18 protein-coding genes are annotated in these 19,433 nt (G+C 68.6%); 3 read left to right on the forward strand and 15 right to left on the reverse strand.

All coding sequences use genetic code 11. The features are described 5' to 3' along the window. Positions 1 to 26: 26 nt before the first annotated feature. From AC3ANK_RS15710 to AC3ANK_RS15755, 10 genes are all read right to left on the reverse strand, one after another. On the reverse strand, positions 27 to 1,760 hold the full coding sequence (locus AC3ANK_RS15710) for a VWA domain-containing protein (RefSeq protein WP_206861753.1): 1,734 nt from the start codon (positions 1,758 to 1,760) through the stop codon (positions 27 to 29). Next, positions 1,757 to 2,779 (reverse strand): vWA domain-containing protein, encoded by a 1,023-nt coding sequence (locus AC3ANK_RS15715; RefSeq protein ID WP_206861754.1) that lies wholly within the window; start codon positions 2,777 to 2,779, stop codon positions 1,757 to 1,759. Before AC3ANK_RS15715 ends, AC3ANK_RS15710 begins: the two co-directional genes overlap by 4 nt. Beyond that, the gene (locus tag AC3ANK_RS15720; RefSeq protein ID WP_206861755.1) at positions 2,776 to 3,261 is read right to left on the reverse strand and encodes a DUF4381 family protein; all 486 of its coding nucleotides are present in this window, start codon (positions 3,259 to 3,261) and stop codon (positions 2,776 to 2,778) included. The genes AC3ANK_RS15715 and AC3ANK_RS15720 overlap by 4 nt, the downstream gene beginning before the upstream one ends. After that, positions 3,261 to 4,208, reverse strand: a complete 948-nt coding sequence (locus AC3ANK_RS15725; protein WP_206861756.1) for a DUF58 domain-containing protein — start codon at positions 4,206 to 4,208, stop codon at positions 3,261 to 3,263. The genes AC3ANK_RS15720 and AC3ANK_RS15725 overlap by 1 nt, the downstream gene beginning before the upstream one ends. Positions 4,209 to 4,335: 127 nt before the next feature. Then, on the reverse strand, positions 4,336 to 5,328 hold the full coding sequence (locus tag AC3ANK_RS15730; protein WP_206861757.1) for an AAA family ATPase: 993 nt from the start codon (positions 5,326 to 5,328) through the stop codon (positions 4,336 to 4,338). A gap of 635 nt (positions 5,329 to 5,963) precedes the next feature. Then, positions 5,964 to 7,904: a type IV pilus secretin PilQ gene (locus AC3ANK_RS15735; RefSeq protein ID WP_206861758.1), complete on the reverse strand. Its 1,941-nt coding sequence runs from the start codon at positions 7,902 to 7,904 to the stop codon at positions 5,964 to 5,966. Positions 7,905 to 7,922: 18 nt separating this feature from the next. Next, positions 7,923 to 8,477, reverse strand: coding sequence for a pilus assembly protein PilP (locus AC3ANK_RS15740; protein WP_206861759.1), 555 nt, complete (start codon positions 8,475 to 8,477; stop codon positions 7,923 to 7,925). A gap of 1 nt (position 8,478) precedes the next feature. Beyond that, positions 8,479 to 9,153: a type IV pilus inner membrane component PilO gene (locus AC3ANK_RS15745; RefSeq protein ID WP_206861760.1), complete on the reverse strand. Its 675-nt coding sequence runs from the start codon at positions 9,151 to 9,153 to the stop codon at positions 8,479 to 8,481. Further along, positions 9,150 to 9,932, reverse strand: coding sequence for a PilN domain-containing protein (locus tag AC3ANK_RS15750; RefSeq protein WP_206861761.1), 783 nt, complete (start codon positions 9,930 to 9,932; stop codon positions 9,150 to 9,152). Before AC3ANK_RS15750 ends, AC3ANK_RS15745 begins: the two co-directional genes overlap by 4 nt. Continuing rightward, positions 9,932 to 10,990, reverse strand: coding sequence for a type IV pilus assembly protein PilM (locus AC3ANK_RS15755; protein WP_206861762.1), 1,059 nt, complete (start codon positions 10,988 to 10,990; stop codon positions 9,932 to 9,934). The genes AC3ANK_RS15750 and AC3ANK_RS15755 overlap by 1 nt, the downstream gene beginning before the upstream one ends. Before the next feature lie 280 nt (positions 10,991 to 11,270). On the opposite strand from AC3ANK_RS15755, the gene AC3ANK_RS15760 reads away from it, so the two are divergent. Both AC3ANK_RS15760 and AC3ANK_RS15765 read left to right on the forward strand, forming a co-directional pair. After that, complete coding sequence (locus AC3ANK_RS15760; protein WP_206861763.1) at positions 11,271 to 13,763, forward strand: penicillin-binding protein 1A; 2,493 nt, start codon at positions 11,271 to 11,273, stop codon at positions 13,761 to 13,763. A gap of 226 nt (positions 13,764 to 13,989) precedes the next feature. Continuing rightward, positions 13,990 to 14,643: a hypothetical protein gene (locus tag AC3ANK_RS15765; RefSeq protein WP_206861764.1), complete on the forward strand. Its 654-nt coding sequence runs from the start codon at positions 13,990 to 13,992 to the stop codon at positions 14,641 to 14,643. Between the two features lie 3 nt (positions 14,644 to 14,646). On the opposite strand, the gene AC3ANK_RS15770 is transcribed toward AC3ANK_RS15765, so the two are convergent. After that, positions 14,647 to 15,051, reverse strand: coding sequence for an Lrp/AsnC family transcriptional regulator (locus AC3ANK_RS15770; RefSeq protein WP_206861765.1), 405 nt, complete (start codon positions 15,049 to 15,051; stop codon positions 14,647 to 14,649). 112 nt (positions 15,052 to 15,163) lie between these two features. Between AC3ANK_RS15770 and AC3ANK_RS15775 the strand changes: the two genes are divergently transcribed. Beyond that, positions 15,164 to 15,667 carry an isochorismatase family protein gene (locus AC3ANK_RS15775; protein WP_206861766.1) on the forward strand — a complete coding sequence of 168 codons (504 nt, stop codon included), beginning with the start codon at positions 15,164 to 15,166 and terminating at the stop codon, positions 15,665 to 15,667. Between the two features lie 4 nt (positions 15,668 to 15,671). On the opposite strand, the gene AC3ANK_RS15780 is transcribed toward AC3ANK_RS15775, so the two are convergent. From AC3ANK_RS15780 to AC3ANK_RS15795, 4 genes are all read right to left on the reverse strand, one after another. After that, the gene (locus tag AC3ANK_RS15780; RefSeq protein WP_206861767.1) at positions 15,672 to 16,274 is read right to left on the reverse strand and encodes a hypothetical protein; all 603 of its coding nucleotides are present in this window, start codon (positions 16,272 to 16,274) and stop codon (positions 15,672 to 15,674) included. A 13-nt stretch (positions 16,275 to 16,287) separates the two neighbouring features. Continuing rightward, on the reverse strand, positions 16,288 to 17,592 hold the full coding sequence (locus AC3ANK_RS15785) for a citrate synthase (RefSeq protein ID WP_206861768.1): 1,305 nt from the start codon (positions 17,590 to 17,592) through the stop codon (positions 16,288 to 16,290). Positions 17,593 to 18,163: 571 nt separating this feature from the next. Next, entirely contained in the window at positions 18,164 to 18,412 is a 249-nt protein-coding gene (locus tag AC3ANK_RS15790) for a type B 50S ribosomal protein L31 (protein WP_206861799.1), read from the reverse strand. A gap of 81 nt (positions 18,413 to 18,493) precedes the next feature. Continuing rightward, the gene (locus AC3ANK_RS15795; RefSeq protein ID WP_206861769.1) at positions 18,494 to 19,426 is read right to left on the reverse strand and encodes a nucleoside hydrolase; all 933 of its coding nucleotides are present in this window, start codon (positions 19,424 to 19,426) and stop codon (positions 18,494 to 18,496) included. Positions 19,427 to 19,433: the final 7 nt, after the last annotated feature.

Here is a 19,433-nt window from a genome sequence, read left to right on the forward strand (position 1 = left end):
CCGTGACGGAGGGAAGCTCGCGACGTTCATTCGTTGACCTCGCCTCCGGAGCGGCGGCGTTCGTGCTCGATGCGGAATTTCTCGCGCAGCAGGCCGCCCGGATCGTCCGGCACGCGGCGCAGCCAGGCTTCGTTGGCCAGGCGTTGCTCGCGTTGCTGCGGGGTTTCGCCGCGCCGCTGCGCCTGTTCCTGCGGCTTGCCCTGCCCCTGCTGCTCCAGGGCGCGCTGCATGCGTTCGCGCAGTGCGGCGTCGGCCTCGCGCTGCTGCTGCGAATCGCCGGCTTCCAGTTTCGAGCGCGACTGCGGCTGCGGGTCCTGCTTCGCACCCTGCGGCTGCGAATCCTGCGGTTGTGGCTGCTGCGATTGCGAACCCTGCTGGCCCTGGCCGGATTGCGGCTTCTGGTCGGGCTTCTGCTGCTGCGGATCCTTCGACTGCCCGCCCGAACCTCCGCCCTGCGGCGGCGGCTTGCGCTGCATCGCGGCCTGCACGGCGCGCTTGTTGGCGATCGCGTCCGCCATGCCCGGCTGGCGCTTGAGCGCTTCGTCGTAGGCGGCGATCGCCTGCGGATACTGCCCCGCCTTCGCCAGCGCGTTGCCGCGGTTGTAGTGCGCGTCGGCGCTGTCGCCGGACTGGTAGGCCTGCGCGGCGGCGTCGAAATCGCCACGACGATACGCGTCGTTGCCTTGTTCGATGCGCGCGTGTTCGACCTGGTCGGCGCGGCGCCACAGGTCGGCGGCCTTCACCGGCGTCCACAGCACGCACAGCGCGACCACCGCCAGCGCCGCACGCCGCCGGAACGCGAACAGTGCCAGGAGCATCAGCGGCGGCAGCAGCCAGTAGCCCTCGTCCTGCCACGCGCTGCCGCGCTTGCCGTCCACGCGCGTGGCGTCGCCGGCGTCGTTGGGATCGAGCACGCCCAGCGCGCGCAGGTCGCCGTCGTCGCTGGCGATGCGCGCATAGCGGCCGTTGCCGGCGGATGCGAGGCCGCGCAGCGAGCCTTCGTCGAGCCGCGCGTTGGCGAACGCGCCGTCGCTGCGCCGGTACGGCACTGCGTTCTCGCCGCCCACGCCGAGCACGTCCACGCGATAGCCCTGCTGCACCGCGCGCGAAGCCGCATCAGTGGCGCCCTCGCCTGCGTGGTCGGTCATCACCAGGATGCGTCCGCGATCGAAACCGGATTGCCTGAGCAGCTGCGCGGACCATTCGATCGCGCGATCGGCGCGCTGGCCGTCGACCGGCATCACGTCGGGCGACAGCGCATCCAGGAACAGAGCGACGTTCGCGGCGTCCTCGGTGAGCGGCGCGACGGTGAACGCATCGTCGGCGAAGGCGACCAGCGCGACCTGCCCGCCCTGGCGTTCGCGCAGCAGCGTGGAGAGTTTCGCGCGCGCCTGCGCGAGGCGCGAAGGCGGAAGATCGGCCGCGAGCGCCGCGCCGGACAGATCCACCGCGACCACCAGCGGCGTGCGGCTCTGCCACAGCGGCTGCGGACTCTGCCGCCAGCTCGGACCGGCAAGCGCGAGCACCGCGAGCACGTACGCGAGACCGGCGACCCACGCGCCCCAGCGCACGCGCGCGCCACCGCGTTCGACCAGCAGGTGCGGTAGCAGATGTGCATCGACGTTCTCGCGCCAGACGCTGGTGCGGCGTCGCCGCACGCGCCACAGCCCCAGCAGCAGCGGCAGTGCGAGCAGCGCCCACAGCCACTGCGGACGCAGCAGGTGCAGCGCGGCGAGCGACAGATCGGCGAAGGGATTCATGCCGCCCTCCGTCGCGGCCACGCGAAGGCCAGCAGCGCGCACGCGAACGCCACGCCGAGCGGCCACGGATACCGTTCGATGCGCGGGCGCACCGCTTGGCCAGGACGCTCGACCGGTTCGAGGCGATCGATCTCGGCATAGATGCCTGCCAGCTGTCCGGTGTCGCGCGCGCGGAAGAAGCGTCCGCCCGTGCTGCGCGCGATGTCGCGCAGCGTGGATTCGTCGATCTCGTCGCCACCGCCGGGCATCGGCACGGGCAGTCCGAACAGCGACATCGTGCCTTCGCCGCCGAACGCGATGGTGTGGATGCGCACGCCTTCGGCCTGGGCGATCTCGGCGGCCTTCTTCGGTTCGAGCAGGCCGGCGGTGTTCACGCCGTCGGTGAGCAGCACCAGCACGCGCTGCTCCGCCGGTTGACCGCGCAGGCGCTTGACCGCGAGCGCGATGGTGTCGCCGATGGCGGTCTCCTGACCGGCCAGGCCGATCACGCTGTCGTCCAGCTGCTGGCGCACGGAAGTCAGGTCGAGCGTCAGCGGCGTGAGCGCATACGCACGGCGGCCGAAGACGATGAGGCCCACGCGATCGCCGCGGCGGCGATCGAGGAAGTCGGCAAGCACGGCCTTGGCCGCGGTGAGACGATCCACCGTGCTGCCACCGAGTTCCATGTCCGGCTCGCGCATGCTGCCGGAGAGGTCGAGCGCGAGCATCAGGTCGCGGCCGACCTGCGGCGGCTGCACGGCATCGCCAAGCTGCTGCGGCCGTGCCGCCGCGACGCACAGCGCGATCCACGCCAGCCACACGAGCCAGCCCGTGCGCGCGCCGAACGCGGTGCGACCGCCGGCGTGCGCGACGCGATCGAGGCGTTCGCCGAACGGCGCGCGCAACGCCGCGGACGACGCATGCCGCGCCGGCGGCAGCACCCAGCGCGCGAACCACGGCAGCGGCAGCGCGAGCAGCATCCACGGCCACGCGAAGCTGTCGTGCAGGACGGCCAATGGTGCGAGCAGGGCGTCCATCATCCGGCGGCGCCCATCCATTGCAGGAAGCGTTGGCGCGCCAGCGCGCGCAATGCAGCGACTTCGCCGGCATCCACGTCACGCCGGAAACCGCCGTCGAGCAGCAGCCGCCCCGGACCTTCGGAGAAATCGGTCCGCACGGGCGCCTTGCGTTTCGCGTTCGTCGCGGCGGCGTCGAGATGACGCAGCCAGTCCTCGCCGTGCAGCGTATCGGCGCGTGCGTCGTGCCGTCGTGCGGCGCGGCGCAGGAGTTCGGACATCGCTGCGATCTGCTGCGGCGGGTTCGGTGCGGCATCGACTTCGCGATCGAACAACGCGGCGATGGCGTCGCGACGCCGGCGTGCGCGAAGTCGCCACCCTGCAAGCAGCGCGAACGCCGCGACGACGATGCCGGCGACGATCCACCATCCCGGCGCCGGTGGCCACCACGACGGCGCGGGCGTGGCATGGATGTCGCGCAGCACGAGCGAAGCGGGCGCGCCCATCACGCCACCAGCGGCCGGTTGCGGCCGAGCAGCGGCAGCCACGATGCGCTATCCGCCTGCGTGGAGAGCGCCTGCACGCGCACGCCGCGCGCGGGCAGTTGCGCGAGCGCGGCTTCGAGCGGGCGCCCAAACTCGGCGCGCCAGGCCTGTCGTTGCGCTGCGACGGAGAGATCGACGTCGATGCGGTGCGTGGCGCGCGGCTCGCCATCGGCGCTCACGAACGGCAGCGACGCCTTCGGCGGTGCGACTTCCAGCGGATCGGTCAGCAGCAACACGATGACTTCGTGATGGTGGGTCAGCGCGGGCCAGCGTTGCGCGGGCAGCGCGGCGACGCTTTCCGGATCGGCGAGCACGACCAGCCGCGAACCGGGACGCAGCAGGCGCTGCGCGTGGTCGAGCGCGACGCCGAGGCCGGCGTCGTCGTCCGGCGCACGCGCGTACCACCGCGTGAGCGCATCGAGCACCCGCAGCGCACCGCGTGGACCGGCAGCGGGCGCGATCGGCGCTTCGCGCAAGCTCCCGCGCAGGGCGGCGATGCGGTCGCCGTCGCGTACCGCGGCCCAAGCGGCCACCGCGCCGGCACGTGCGGCCTGCACCGACTTGAAGCGCACGCGCGTGCCGAAATACAGCGACGGCGACGTGTCGGCGACGATCAGGCTCAGGCGTTCGCGCTCGGCCTGGAACAGCTTGGTGTGCGCGCGGCCGGTTCGCGCGGTGAGGCGCCAGTCGATGTGGCGCGCGTCGTCGCCGGCGACGTATTCGCGCGATTCGGCGTACTCCATGCCGCGCCCGCGCAAGGGCGACAGCGCATGTCCGCTCACGCCGAAGCGGCCGCGCTGCGCGGGCCGTCTTCCCGCGACCGCCTGACGCAACGCGACGAGTTCCGGCAGCGTCGGCGTGACGCCGTTGCCGGTGGCTTCATCATGGGATGGCGGGGTTTTCTGCACGGTTCGATTGGGGAGCGGTTGAACGCGGATCGGACGGATGGAAACGGATCAGGCGCAAGGCTTCACGAGCCGGTTCCGTGTCGCGAGACGCATGTTCACGAGGCTCGATCCGTCTCGAAAGCGAACGTCACGGCAACGGCACGCGCTGCAGCAGTTCGGCGACGAGGCGCTCGCCGTCCCAGCCTTCGGCTGTGGCTTCGTAACTGGGCAGGATGCGATGGCGCAGCACGTCCGGCGCGACCGCGCGCACGTCGTCGGGCGTGACGAAATCGCGGCCCGCCAGCCAGGCATGCGCGCGTGCGCAGCGCTCCAGCGCGATCGAACCGCGCGGGCTCGCGCCCCAGGCGATGCGGCGGGCGAGCGTCGCGTCGTAGCGCGCGGCATCGCGCGAGGCGAGCACGAGTTCGATCAGGTAGCGTTCGACCGCCGGCGCCAGATGCAGGTCCAGCACGGCATTGCGCGCGGCGAAGACGTCGTCCAGCGACATGCGCTCGATGGCGGTCGCGACGTGCTGCGTGGTCTGGCGCGCGCGATCGCGGGCGAGGCGGAGGATCTCGGCTTCCGCCGCCGCCTGCGGGTAGCCGATGCGGACGTACATCAGGAAGCGGTCGAGCTGCGCCTCGGGCAGCGGGAACGTGCCTTCCTGCTCGATCGGATTCTGCGTGGCCATCACCAGGAACAGCTGCGGCAGCGCGTAGGTCGCGCGCCCAACGGTGACCTGGCGCTCGCCCATCGCCTCCAGCAAGGCGGACTGGACCTTGGCCGGGGCGCGGTTGATCTCGTCGGCGAGCAGGATCGGATGGAAGATCGGGCCGGCCTGGAATTCGAAGCGGCCCTCCTGCGGGCGCCAGACCTCGGTGCCGGTGAGGTCCGCCGGCAGCAGGTCGGGCGTGAACTGCACGCGGGCGAACTCGGCTTCCAGGCGCGCGGCGAGCGCGCGGATCGCCGAGGTCTTCGCCAGGCCCGGGGCGCCTTCGACGAGCAGGTGGCCATCGGCCAGCAGGACGATCAACAGGCGGTCGATCAGCGCCGCCTGGCCGACGATCTGCGCCGATAAGGCCTCCCGCAGGGCGCGGAAGGCGTCGTACAGGCGGGGAAGATCATCGCTGCGGCGGTCCATGGCGGTCTCGTTGGGGAATCCGGGCCAGTTTGACCGAAGACGGACGTGGCAGTTCACGTGCTGTGTCATTCATTCAGCAATGAAATGCGAAAGGCTCCGCTGGGAGCCCCTGGGTGTAACTGCGGAGGCGGCGCGATTCGTGCGGCCGTCGGTGCGGGAGGTTTGGGGCGGCGTGGCGGACGCTGGGTTCGCCCCCACGGCCTCGGGATGTGGCGCTGTGCGCTTCCCCTTGCCATCGTCTTGCCGGGGGCCGCCGTGCGTTCGGCAGGCCCATGCGGCAGTACCGCGCATGCCCCGTTCCGCAGCGCTGAGGTCGCCATCCATGGTGATGCGGTCGCCATCCACTCGATGCCTTGATGGCTTCGGATCGCCCGGCCAACTGACCGGGCGTTCGGCAGGCCACACGGCAGGGCCGCGCATCACCGGATTCTGTAGCGATGGGGTCGCCATCCACGGCAATGCCTTATGCGCGTTGGATGGCCCGGCCAACCGACCGGGCGTTCGGCAGGCCACGTGGCAGTGCCGCGCATCACCGGATTCTGTAGCGATGAGGTCGCCGTCCATGGCGATGCCTTATGGGCGTTGGATCGCCCTGCCCGGCCATCCTGGCCGGGCTTTAGCGGCCGCGCGGCCGCTCACCCCCGCTGTTCGACCTTCATCACCTTCGGGGTGATCATGATCAGCAACTCCGCCTTGTCCTTGCTGCGACCCTTCTTCTTGAACAGGTTGCCCAGGAAAGGAATGTCGCCGAGGAAGGGCACCTTCGAGATGTCGCTGCGATCGCGGAACTCGTACACACCGCCCACGACCACGGTCTGGCCATCCTCGACCAGCACGGCGGTGTTGACCTCGCGCTTGGCGATGGTCGGCACCTGGCCGATGGAGGTATCGACGAAACCTTCGACCTCGTCCTTCTTCACGTTCATGTTGAGGAAGACGCGGCCATCATGCGTGATGGTCGGCGTGACCTTCAGCTCCAGCAGCACATCCTTGAACTGCACGTTCGGAATCGGAATGGTGTTCGTGCCGCTCTGCGGGGAGATCGTCACGTAACCCACTTCCTGGCCCTGACGAATCACGGCTTCGCGCTGGTTGCTGGTGACGATGCGCGGGTTGGAGATCACCTCGCCACGGCCCTCTTCCTGCATTGCCGACAACTCGATGTCCAGCGCGTAGCCGGCGTTGAGGATCTGCAGCGCCACCGAACCGGCGGGGTTCACGACACCGAGATTGCTCATGGGGCCCTTGAACAGCGTCGGCAGGTCGCCCGACTGGCCCGCTTCGGCCAGCGAACCGCGCGTGGCGTCGTTGTTCTCGATGGTGTCGTTGAAGAAGTACTTGCCGTCCTTCGTACCGGCGATGCCGAAGCGCGCGCCGAGTTCGCGGGCGAAGGTGTCCTGCGCGATGACCACGCGACCTTCGATCAGCACCTGGTCCACCGGACGGTCGATCACGTGGATGAGCTGCTTCATCTCCGCGATCTTCTTCGGGATGTCGCTGATCATCAGCGTGTTGGTGCGCTCATCGGCGACCAGGCGGCCACGCGGCGAGAGGAAGCCGCTGTCGGTGTTGCCGCCCTGACCACCACCGCCACCACCGCCACTGCCGCCGATGCCCTTGGCCTCGGTCAGCGCCTTGAAGATCTGCTGGGCGTTGTGGTAGTTGATCTGCACGTACTCGGTCTGCAGGTCGACGCGATTGTCGAGCGCGATGCGCGCGTCTTCCTTGTCTTGCTCGTACTTGGCGATCTCGGCCTGCGGGGCGACCCACACGACGTTGCCGCTGCGGCGCTTGTCCAGGCCCTTGGCCTGCAACACGATGTCCAGCGCCTGATCCCACGGCACGTTGGTCAGGCGCAGGGTGACGTTGCCGGTCACGGTGTCCGCGGCCACCACGTTGAGGCCGGACTCCTCGGCGATCAGCTGCAGGACGGTGCGCACCGGCACGTCCTGGAAGTTGAACGTCACCGGACGGCCGCTGTAACCGCGCGAAGCGCCGGTCGCGGCCTTGCCGGTGGTGGTCTGGCCGACGGCGCGGCCCTTGGCGGAGCCGGTGCGGGGCACGATCTCGACGATGTACTCGCGACCGGTCTGGTAGGCCATCGATTCGAAGTTGCCGCTCATGTCGAGCACGAGCTGCGTGCCCGCGCCGCTGGCGCGCGCGTCGATGCGCTGCACCGGCGTGGCGAAGTCGACGACGTTGAGCGACTTGCGCAGCGAGTCGGGCAGCGTGGCGTTGCCCACGTTCACCATCACGCTCTGGCCCTGGTTGCGCAGGTCCGGCGCGGCGCCATCGCCGCTGAACTTCACGACCAGGCGGCCGGCGCCGTCGCTGCCGCGCTTGAAGTCGATGTTGGACACCTCGACGGTGCCCGGCAGCTGCTTGGACGGATCCAAGCTGGCCGGCGGCGCGACGACCGTGCCGGCGGTCGGCGCGGGCGAAGCGGCGTGGACGGCGCTGACGGCGGCGATCGCGCCGATCAGCAGGCCGATGGACCCGCTGCGCAGCAGGGGGCGACGCTCAGCGCGCGCGCTGGAGCTACCCGGTTCAAATCGGGCCGGTTTAGAAACGGTCATCGTGCATTCCCCCAAGAATCATTGATCTTCAAGCGCGACCGTGGCCGGACGCTCCAACCATCCACCCGCGCCATCCGGCACCAGTTCCACCAGCTCGATGCGGTCCTCGAACACGCCGGTCACGCGACCGTCGCTTTGCCCCATGTAGTTCCCCGGCGTCACGCGATAGGTCACCTTGTCGGGCGCCATCACCAGCGCGACCACGCTGCTCCCCTTGCCGAGCGTGCCGACCATGTCGAGGCTGTCCAGCGGGAACTGTTCCAGCGTCTGCTTGCGGCGTCCGGCGTCCGGACGCGGACCGTTGCCGCCGTCTTCGTCGGTAAAGGCGGTGCTGAACGGATCGCGCAGCGCATAGGCGTTGTATTCGAACGTCTCGAACTGCTGCATCACCGGCAGCGGATCCAGCGGCGGTGCCGGACGCGCCTTCACTTCCGCGATCCACTTCTCCAGGTTCGGAGCGTCGCCTGGCGTGCTGGTGACGCCGCGCGAGCACGCGGCCAGACCGAGCGCCAGCGCGATCGCCGCCAGGACACGCAGCGGTGCGGCGCCGTCACGGTTCAACAATGCGCGCATCTCAGGTGCCCTCCTTCTTGCCGGCGGTCGACTGCGCGGCGGCTTCCTGCTCCTGGACTTCCTGTTCGTCCAGGTAACGGTACGTCTTCACCGTGCCGGCGAGTTCGAGCGGGCTGTTGGGCGTGATCACGCCGCCTTCCTTGCCGCGCGGCTTCAGCGAGATGTCGTGCATGGTCATGATCACCACGCGCGGGAGCGAGGCGACGCCGCTGACGAACCCGCCGAACTGGTGGTAGCTGCCCACCATGCGCAGCGCGATCGGCTTCTCGGCGTAGAACTCCTTGGGTTCCTCGGGGCCGGGCTGGAACAACTCGTTGGTGATGCCGGTGGCCAGCGCGGTCTGCGAGATGTCGACGATCAGGTCAGGCATCTCGGTCTTGCTGGGCAGCTGGCGCAGCATCTGCTGCAGCTGCTGCTCCATCTGCGCGAGCTGCTGCTTGAGCGGCTCGAGGTTGGCGGCCTTGCCCTGCTCGGCTTCGAACTCGGTGCGAAGCGCGACTTCCTTGCTTTCCAGGTTTTCCAGTTCGCTGCGCTGGTCGCTGACGAACAGGTACCAGGCCAGGCCGACGATCACCACGACGATCACGCCGCACAGGCCGATCTTGGCCTGCTGCGGCCAGCCGCCGATGTTGTTGAAGTCCAGTTCGTTGAGCTTGATGGGTTTCTTCTTGCTCATGACGCCGCTCCCTGGGCCGGCGTGGCATTCGGCGCCGAGGGCGCAGTGGCGGGTGTTGCGGTCGGAGCAGCGGGCGCGGAGGCCGGCTGCGCCGCGGCATCGGCCGGCGTCGCGGCAGGCGCGGCCGGGGCGCCGCTGGCCGGAGCGGCGCCGGCCGTGGCGCCGGCATCGCCCGACTGGGCGATCTGCGCGGCCGGTGCGTCCGGTACGCCGTCGCCGTCCTCATCCTTCGGCGCGTTCGGGTTGGCGAGCTTGACCTGCAGCTTGAACACGTACGGCAGGCCCTTGTCGCTACCCTTGGCCTCGATGATCGACAGGTCCGGATTGGTCATCCAGCCCGAACCCTCGAGGTTGCGCATGTAGGTACTGACGCGCGCGTTGGACTGCGCGCGACCTTCCAGCGTGAGCGTCTCGCTGTCCTGCTTGATCGAGGTCAACACCGCGCCGTCGGGGATCGTGCGCACCAGCGAATCAAACAGGTGCACCATCTGCGAGCGGTTGGCCTGCAGCTTCTCGATCACTTCCTTGCGCGCGAGCAACTTGGCCTTTTTCTCTTCGAGGACCTTGATTTCCTCGTTCTTCTTCTTGACCTCGTCGATCTGACCCTGCACGAACGTGTTGCGCTCGTTCTGGCCGTCGATCTGGCCGTTGTAGTAGCTGACGATGACGAACGACAGCAGCAACGCGCCGATCGCCGCCGCACCGAGCATCAGCCCGGTTTCCTTCTGCCGCTGCTTGCGGCGCTCTTCGCGCCACGGGAGGAGGTTGATGCGTGCCATCAGTCGAAGCTCCTCAGGGCGAGGCCGCAGGCGATCATCAGGGCCGGGGCGTCCTGCGCCAGCGCATGCGCCTGCACGCGCGGGCCGAGCGTCATGTGCGCCAGCGGGTTGGCGATGGTGGTGGGAACGCCGAGCTGCTCCTCGACCATCTCGGCGATGCCGGCGATGGAGGCGCAACCGCCGGCCAGCACGATCTGGTCGACACGGTTGAACTCGCTACCGGCGTAGAAGAACTGCAGCAGGCGGCTGATCTGCTGGACCATCGCCTCCTTGAAGGGTTCGAGCACTTCGGCTTCGTAGCTCTCCGGCAGGCCACCCTGGCGCTTGGCCAGCCCGGCTTCCTCGTAGCTCAGGCCGTAGCGGCGCATGACCTCGTCGGTGAGCTGCTTGCCGCCGAAGACCTGCTCGCGCGCGTACAGGCTGCGGCCGTTACGCAGCACGTTGAGCGTGGTCATCGTCGCGCCCGAATCGACCAGCGCGATCAGGCCATCGCGCGGACCGCCGAGCTGGTCGGCGACCAGCGCGAAGGCGTTCTCGAGCGCGAAGGCCTCGACGTCCATCACCTTCGGGGTGAGGCCGCCGATCTCCAGCGCCGACGCGCGCACTTCGACGTTCTCCGAACGCGACGCGGCGAGCAGCACCTGCAGCATGTCCGGGCTGCCGGGCATCGGGCCCAGCACTTCGAAATCGTGGTTGACTTCCTCGATGGGGTACGGGACGTAGTTCACCGCCTCCAGTTCGACCTGCGATTCCAGCTCGTCCTCGTCCAGGTCGCCCGGCATCGGGATGACCTTGGTGATGACCGACGATCCGGCCACCGCAGCGGCGGCGTGCTTGGCGCGCGTGCCCGAACGCGCGACCGCGCGACGGATCGCCTCGCCGACGGCCTCGACCTCGACGATGCTCTTCTCGACCACGGCGTTGGGCGGCAGCGGCTCGACCGCGTAATGCTCGACGCGGTAGCGGTTGCCGGCCCGGGAGAGCTGCAACAGCTTTACGGCAGTCGAACTGATATCCACGCCGACGAGCGCCGGCTGGCTTTTTGTGACGATCCCCACGATATTTTCCCCTTGTCACAGGCGCTTACGTGCGCCTTGTGTGACCCCGCTTTAAATAACCAAGTTTGCACAGGCTGGCAACCGTTTCCTTCCGAATTGCCTTACTGCGTCACTTTCCAACCTGTCGCGGCGCCCTTCCGGCCGGCCGACCCACCCCCGGGTCGCCACGCCCGCGCCGCCTTGCCGGCTGCGCGTTCCGCCGGTGTCCTGCGCTTAAAAAACCCCCTTCCCCGCTCCTCTATACTCCACGCCCACTACACCCGCAATCGGAATCTGCTTGATGCCCCGTCTTCGCCGCCTGCTGCGCTGGGCGCTGTTCGCGCTGGCCGGCCTGGCCCTTCTCGGCGCCATCGCCCTGGGCACTTTGTACTACCTGGTGGCTCCCAAGCTGCCCGACGTGGAAACCCTGCGCGCGGTGGAGATGCAGGAGCCGATGTACGTCTACGCCAAGGACGGCCGCCTGATGGCGCTGTTCGGCGAGACGCGCCGCTACCCGGTGTCGATCCAGGACGTGCCGGAGCGGCAGAAGCAGGCGTTCCTCGCCATCGAGGACGCGCGCTTCTACAAGCACCACGGCGTCGACTTCAAGGGCGTCGCGCGCGCGGTGTGGCTCATCGCCACCACCGATGCGAAGCGCGTGCCGGGCGGCTCGACCATCACCCAGCAGGTCGCACGCCAGTTCTTCCTCAGCAACGAATACAGCTACACGCGCAAGCTCGCCGAGATGGCCACGGCGATGCGCATGGAGCGCGAGCTGAGCAAGGACGAGATCTTCGAGCTGTACTTGAACAAGAGCTTCTTCGGCAACCGCGCCTACGGCGTCGCGGCGGCGGCGGAGTTCTACTACGGCAAGAAGCTCAACGAGCTCGCGCTCGATGAAATGGCCTCGCTGGCCGGCATTCCGAAGTTCCCGTCCAGCGGCAATCCGCTGAGCAATCCCGAGCGCGCGAAGGTGCGCCGCGACTACATCCTCGATCGCATGGCCGAGCTGAAGTTCATCAGCCAAGCCGAGGCCGACCAGGCCAAGGCCGTGCCGATGCACGCCACACCGCACGAGCGCCCGGTCGAGGTGTACGCGCCGTACGTGGCCGAGATGGTGCGCCAGGAGATGGTCGCGCGCTTCGGCAACGAGGCGCTGACCAAGGGCTACCACGTCACCACCACCATCGATCCGGTGCTGCAGGCCGCGGCCGACAAGGCGGTGCGCGACGGCCTGGCGGTGTACGACCGTCGCCACGGCTGGCATGGCGTGGAGCAGCATTTCGAACTCGCCCCGAACGAAGATGCCACCGCCGTTCGCGCGCGCCTGCGCAACGTCGCGGCGCAGGCGGCGCTGCTGCCGGCGATCGTCACGCGCGTCAGTGGCAGCCAGGTGCAACTGGTACTCGCCGACGGCAGCCAGGTCGAACTCGGCAACGACCAGGGTTGGGGCGGACGCGCGCCGGCGAGCCTGGTCAAGCGCGGCGATCTGGTCCGCGTGAGCCGTATCGAATCCAACGCACCGGTGAAGCCGGGCGATGTCCCGCCGCCGCCGCGCTACCGCCTCGACCAGGTGCCGCAGGCGCAGGCCGCGCTGGTGTCGCTGGAGCCGTCCAACGGCGCGCTGCGCGCCCTGTCCGGCGGCTACAGCTTCGCCGGCGCGAAGTTCAACCGCGCCACGCAGGCGCGCCGCCAGCCGGGTTCGAGCTTCAAGCCGTTCGTCTACGCGGCCTCGTTCGAACGCGGCTTCAATCCGGCGTCCGTGGTGCTCGACGCGCCGGTGGTGTTCAAGGATCGCCGCGGCCACATCTGGCGTCCGCAGAACGACACCGGCAACTTCGCAGGCCCCATGCGTCTGCGCGAAGCGATGGTGCAGTCGCGCAACCTCGTCTCGGTGCGACTGCTCGATGCGATCGGCGTGGACTACGCGCGCAAGTACATCAGCCACTTCGGTTTCGACGAAGCCGAACTGCCGCCGAACCTGTCGATGTCGCTGGGCACCGCGTCGCTCACGCCGCTGTCCGTCGCGCGCGGCTTCGCGGTGTTCGCCAACGGCGGTTTCCGCATCACGCCGTGGTTCATCGATGAAGTGAAGGATCGCGAAGGCGCGGTGGTGTTCAAGGAAAAGCCCGCGGTCGCGTGCCCCGAATGCGGCGTGCCCGGCACGGTCGGCCGCGCGGTGCAGAACACCACCGTCGTCGACGGCTTCAATCTCGGCCCGGCCACCTCCGGCGCGCAGGCGGCGACGCCGGAAGCGCCGAAGGACGAGCCGAAGAAGCCGGCCATCGACACCAGCAACATGGTGCTGGCGCCGCGCGCGATCGACGGCCGCATCGCCTACCAGATCGTTTCGATGCTGCGCGACGTGGTCAAGCGCGGTACGGGCACGCCGGCGAAGGTGCTCGAGCGCGACGACGTCGGCGGCAAGACCGGTTCGACCAACGATCACCGCGACGCATGGTTCTCCGGCATCGGCGGCCCGTACGTCACCACCGTCTGGGTCGGCCGCGACAACTACAAGTCGCTGGGTTATCGCGAGTACGGCGGCAAGGCCGCGCTGCCGATCTGGATCGACTACATGCGCGTGGCGCTGAAGGACCAGCCGCTGGCGGTGAACGAGCCGCCGGAAGGCATGGTGAAGGTCTCGGTGGGCGGCAACGGCGCGCTGATCCCCGGCGGCGAAGGCGGCATCATCGAGTGGGTGAAGGCCGAAGACCTCGAACGCATGCAGAGCTACGTCGACTTCGGTCCGCAGGAAACGGCGCCGGCGGAAGAAGCGTTCGACATCTTCTGATCGCCGCATGGCGACCCGCATGAGAACGCCGGGCACGTCCCGGCGTTTTTCATGCAGGACTTTTCATGCAGGACGGCGGGCGTTCATGCTGGGCCGGCGGCGTCCACGAAACCGACACGCCACGGACGGTAACGTGCGTGCGCCAGGAAACATGCTAGCTTCGCCTCTGCCGGTGCTGCCGGCCGCGGCGAATTCCGCCGTCGTCGTGCCAGCCGCGGAGGTCCTCATGCCCCACGCTCGACAGCACGCCCATCAGCACGCGCTCACGCGCACCCGCGAACGCCGGCATCGCCTCGCCCACGAAGCCGCGCGGCTGATGGCCGAAGGCGGTATTCGCGATTACCACCAGGCCAAGCTCAAGGCGGCGGAAAGGCTGGGCATCTTCGACGATGCCTCGCTGCCGCGGAATCGCGAGATCGAGGACGCGCTGCGCGAATACCAGCGCCTGTTCCAGCGCGAGAACGTGCCGGCGCTGCGCCAGCGGCGTGAAGCGGCGTTGCGCGCCATGGAGTTCTTCCATGCGTTCCAGCCGCGACTGGTCGGCCCGGTGCTCGACGGCACCGCCGATACGCGCAGCCCGGTCACGCTGCACCTGTTCAGCGACGATCCCGACGCGGCGCCGCGTTTCCTCGAACAGCACGGCATTCCCGCCGAATCGCGCAGCCGTCGCGTGCGGCTGGACCGCGAGCGCGCCGCCGACGTGCCGGTGTGGGTGTTCACCGCCGAGGACCTCGCGTTCGATCTCACCGTGCTGCCGCTGGACGTCCTGCGCCAGGCACCGTTGTCGAGCCTGGACGAAAAGCCGATGAAGCGCGCGAGCGCGATGCAGCTTCGCCAGATGCTCGCCGAGGAAGAGATTCAGGGCTACACGGGCGAGTGATCGCTAGAGGCCATCCCGCACGCGCCGCAGTTCGCTGGCGACGCGATAGCGGCCGTACGGCTGCAGCTGTTCGGTGAACGCTTCCAGGCCCGCATCGTCCGTGCACGCCAGCACCACGTGATAGCACCCTTCGCCGGCGGTCTTGCTGGCGCTCTCCACGTGCGGATGCTGGCGCAGGAAGGTTTCGACGTCCTGGAAATTCGGTCCGTCGAGGAACACCGTGACGAAATGGCGACGCAGATCGCCGCGCACGATGCCGAAACGCCGGATCACGCCGTCGTCGACGAGTTGCTGCACGCGCGTGGCGACCGCCTGCCCGGTGAGGTGCACGCGGCGGCCCAGTTCCTGCCAGCTCATGCGCGCGTCGTTCGACAGCAGCGCGAGGATCTCGTGGTTGATCTTGTCCATGTTGTCTTCGCTCTTTCAATCCGCAAGCGCGGGGGCCCCGATTCCTTCGATCCGCAATGGCCTCGCGCGGCCCCGCCGCCTAGTCTGCACCCACTTCCCCCTGGAGTGCGCCATGAGCACCGCCCTGATCCTGATCGACCTGCAGAACGACTATTTCCCCGGCGGTCGCTATCCGCTGTGGAACGCGGACGCGACGCTCGCCGCCGTCGAAGCCGAAACCGCCGCCGCGCGCGCGCGGGGCGAGATGGTGATCCACGTGCAGCACATCGCCACGCCGGGCGCGCCGTTCTTCGAACCGGATACCGACGGCGTGGCGATCCACCCGCGCGCCTTCGCGGTGGCGCCCGACGCGCCGGTGATCGTCAAGCATCACGCCGATTCCTTCCGCGACACCGGCCTGGAGGCGCTGCTCGCGCGCCGTGGCGTCGAGCGCCTGCGCATTGCCGGCATGATGACGCAGAACTGTGTCACGCATACCGCCCTCTCGCGTTCCGCCGATCGCTATCGCGTCGAAGTGCTCGCGCCGTGCACGACGACGGTGGACGAGATGGTCCACCGCATCGCGCTCAGCGCTTTGTCCGATCGCGTGCCGGTCGTCGATCCGGCGCGTGCTTGAGGCGTCATCGCGCCGGAGCGGCGCGACGTGCGGTCCTGCCCGCGTCGCGCACGCCGAAGACGTTGAGTTCGATCACCACGAACGCGATCAGCCACAGCAGCGCGTCCCAGGTGTCGAGCCACGCGGCCTGCGGGTTCTCGTCGCCGAATCCCATGGCCGCCCAGGTCAGCAGGAAGCCCACCAGCGCGAGGTACAGCACGGCGGCGAGCATGCGCCGCAACCGGTGCAGGCGCACCGCGTCGGGCGGCAGGCGCACTTCCAGTTCGAGCAGCGCGATCACGCCAAGCCAGGTGGTTTCGTTGAAGAAGTCCAGCCACACGCGTTCCAGCGCGTAGCCGATCACCGCGACGACGACCGCGATGCTCGCCAGCAAGCGCACGCCGTGCAGCACCGGAATCCAGCGCGCGCGGAGCGGCCAGCCGCCGGTTTCCCACTCGAACAGCATCAGCAGGACCAGCCATGCGGCGGTGTCGATCAGTTCGGTGAGTCGGCCATACAGCGAATACAGCACGACGTCGCCGGCGAGCAGCGCGTAGATGATCCACTTGAAAACGACGAAGCCGCGGCGGGGCCGCGGCTTCGAAGGGTCGGCAGTGACGCGAGCCACCGGCGCGATGGACTCAGCGCTTGGCCAGGTCGGTGTAATCGCGCTGCGGCGAGCCGATGTAGATCTGGCGCGGACGGCCGATCTTGTTTTCCGGATCGTTCTGCTGCTCCAGCCAGTGCGAGACCCAGCCGGCGGTACGCGCGATGGCGAACATCACGGTGAACATTTCCACCGGGATGCCGAGGGCCTTGTAGATGATGCCGGAGTAGAAGTCGACGTTCGGGTAGAGCTTGCGCTGCACGAAGTACTCGTCCTTCAGCGCGGCCTCTTCCAGCTTCATGGCCACTTCGAGCAGCGGATCGTTGATGCCGAGCTCGCCGAGCACCTTGTGGGTCATCTCGCGGATGATCTTCGCGCGCGGGTCGAAGTTCTTGTAGACGCGGTGGCCGAAGCCCATCAGGCGGAAACCCGATTCCTTGTCCTTCGCCTTGGCGACGGCGGAACCGACGTTCTCCGGGCGGCCGATCTCTTCCAGCATCTTCAGCACGGCTTCGTTCGCACCGCCATGCGCCGGTCCCCACAGCGCGGCGACGCCGGCGGCGACGCACGCGTACGGGTTGGCGCCGGTGGAACCGACCAGGCGCACGGTCGAGGTCGATGCGTTCTGCTCGTGGTCGGCGTGCAGGATGAAGAGCAGGTCCAGCGCCTTGGCGGCGACCGGGTTGAGCTCGAGCGGCTCGCTCGGCACTTCCTTCATCATGTGCAGGAAGCGCGTGGTGTATTCGAGGTTGTTCTTCGGATAGCGCATCGGCCAGCCGATCGAATAACGATGGCAGGCGGCGGCGATCGTCGGCACCTTGGCAATCAGGCGGATCGCGGCCAGGCGGCGCTGTTCCGGATCTTCCAGGTCGAGATCGTTGTGGTAGAAGCTCGCCATCGAGCCGAGCATGCCGACCAGCATCGCCATCGGATGCGCGTCGTGGCGGAAGCCGTAGAGGAACGTGCGGAAGGCCTCGTGCATCATCGTGTGATGCGTGACCTCGTGCTCGAACGCGTCGAACTCCCCCTTGCCCGGCAGTTCGCCGTTCATCAGCAGGTACGCGACTTCGAGGAAGCTCGACTTCTCGGCCAGCTGTTCGATCGGGTAGCCGCGGTACAGCAGCACGCCGGCGTCGCCGTCGATGTAGGTCACGGCCGACTTGCAGCTGGCGGTCGCCGTGAAGCCGTTGTCGTAGGTGAAGGCGCCGGTTTCCTTGGGCAGCTTGCCGATGTCGATGCACGGCTGGCCGAGGACGGGATGGTGGACCGGCAGGGTCACGGTCTTGTCGCCGGCGGTCAGGGAGACCTGATCGAAGCCGGACTTCTTGGAATCGGACACGAAACACTCCTCAAGTCTGCATGCCGCCGGGAGGCGCGGCACGAAGCGGGGACGGGGGTCACGGCGCAGATCGACGCCGCGATCCGTGAATTATCGCACAACGTCCGAGGCCCCTGACCCCCGGACTTTGGTGGCAGGGACGGCACGCGCCGTTCCGGCGGGCCGTCTGGCGGCTTGCGCGGGAATGGGCGCAGGAAGCGGCCACATGCCGTAAGGCGAGGAGTGAGAGAAGGCAGGAGTGGGAAACGAGTGACGGCGGTGCGTCCCCGGATCTGGCGGGCCGTCGGGCGCGCAGTGTCCCGGATCGGGCCGGCGCGGGTGCGCGCTCGTACCCGTGAGTCGATGTGAGCGCCCGGCGCGGCGTGATCGGCGTCTCTGAGGCGCCCGCCCCTGTGAACCGACCGACTGAACCGTCGGCACGGTGCCTGCGCGCAAACGCGAAAAGGCCGACGGCCGCCTTTCGGCAGCCGTCGGGTATTTCATCGCGATCCGGGACGCCGCGGGCAACCGCGAGGCCGGCGAGTCGTCGGGCGAAGTCCCGTGGGTCGCGCTTGAAGGCGCGGACCGCGGATTACTTCTGCGCGCCGTAGCGCTTGCGGAACTTGTCGACGCGACCGCTGGTGTCGACGATCTTGTGCTTGCCCGTGTAGAACGGATGCGAAGCCGAGCTGATATCGACCTTGATCAGCGGGTACTCGTTACCGTCTTCCCACTTGATCGTCTCCTTGCTGCCAAGGGTCGAGCGGGTCAGGAACTGAAAATCGGTGGTGACGTCCTGGAAGATGACGTCGCGATAGTCGGGATGGATGCCGGCCTTCATGGCACTCACCAAAAGATTCGGGGAAAGCGCGGCAGTATAGCGACCACCCCCACCCTTGCGCAAGTCACCCTGACACCCCGCTCAACCGGCCGCCAGCGCTGCACGGATCAGCCCCTCGAAACGCGCCTGGTCGTAGCGCATGAGGATCCTGAACCGGTCCGGCCGGCCGTCCTGGCGGTTCCAGTCCACGACCGTCATGCCGCGCGCGTGCCCATGGCCGAGTTCGACCGCGACGGGGCGGTCCACGAGTTCGGTCGCACCTTCCGGCTCCAGCGCGTACGCCATCGCCAGCGCGTCGGCCGAATGCCAGTACTCGCCGCGCCGGTCGGCGGACCATTCGCGCGTCTTCTTCGAGATGCGCTCGTAGAAGCGGGCGCGCGGCGAATCGACGGCAAGCCACTCGACCACGCGATCATGCAGCAGTCCGTGCGCGAGCGTCGCTTCCCAGTCGGCGAGGTCGATCTGCGGGAACGCTTCGAACACGATGTGCGCCGCTTCCGGATCGAAGTACACGTTGAATTCCGCCGCCGGCGTGATGTTGCCGTGGCCGGTCACCGCGCCGGCCATCACCACGATGCGCCCGACGCGTTCGGGCAACGTCGGATCGAGCTTGAGCGCCAGCGCGACGTTGGTCAGCGGACCGAGCGCGACGAGCACCAGCTTTCCCGCGTGCTCGTGCGAGAGGCGCAGGATCGCCTGCGCGGCGTGTTCGCGTTCGGCGGCGCGCTGCGCGGCCTCGTAGCCGACGTCGCCGAAACCGTCCTCGCCGTGCACGTACCCCGCATCCGGCGCGGGATGCAGCAACGGCCCGGGGCAACCGGCGAACACCGGCGCATCGATGCCGGCCACTTCGCACAGCTTGAGCGCATTGGCGACGGTGTGTTTCAGGCCGACGTTGCCGGCGGCGATGGTGAGGCCGACTACCTCGTGCCGCGCATCGTTGAAGGCCATCAGCAGGGCGAGCGCGTCGTCCACGCCGGGGTCGGTGTCGATCAGGAGGGGAATTTTTCTCATTGCCCCA

This window comes from Lysobacter sp. SCRH-1R (assembly GCF_057747855.1).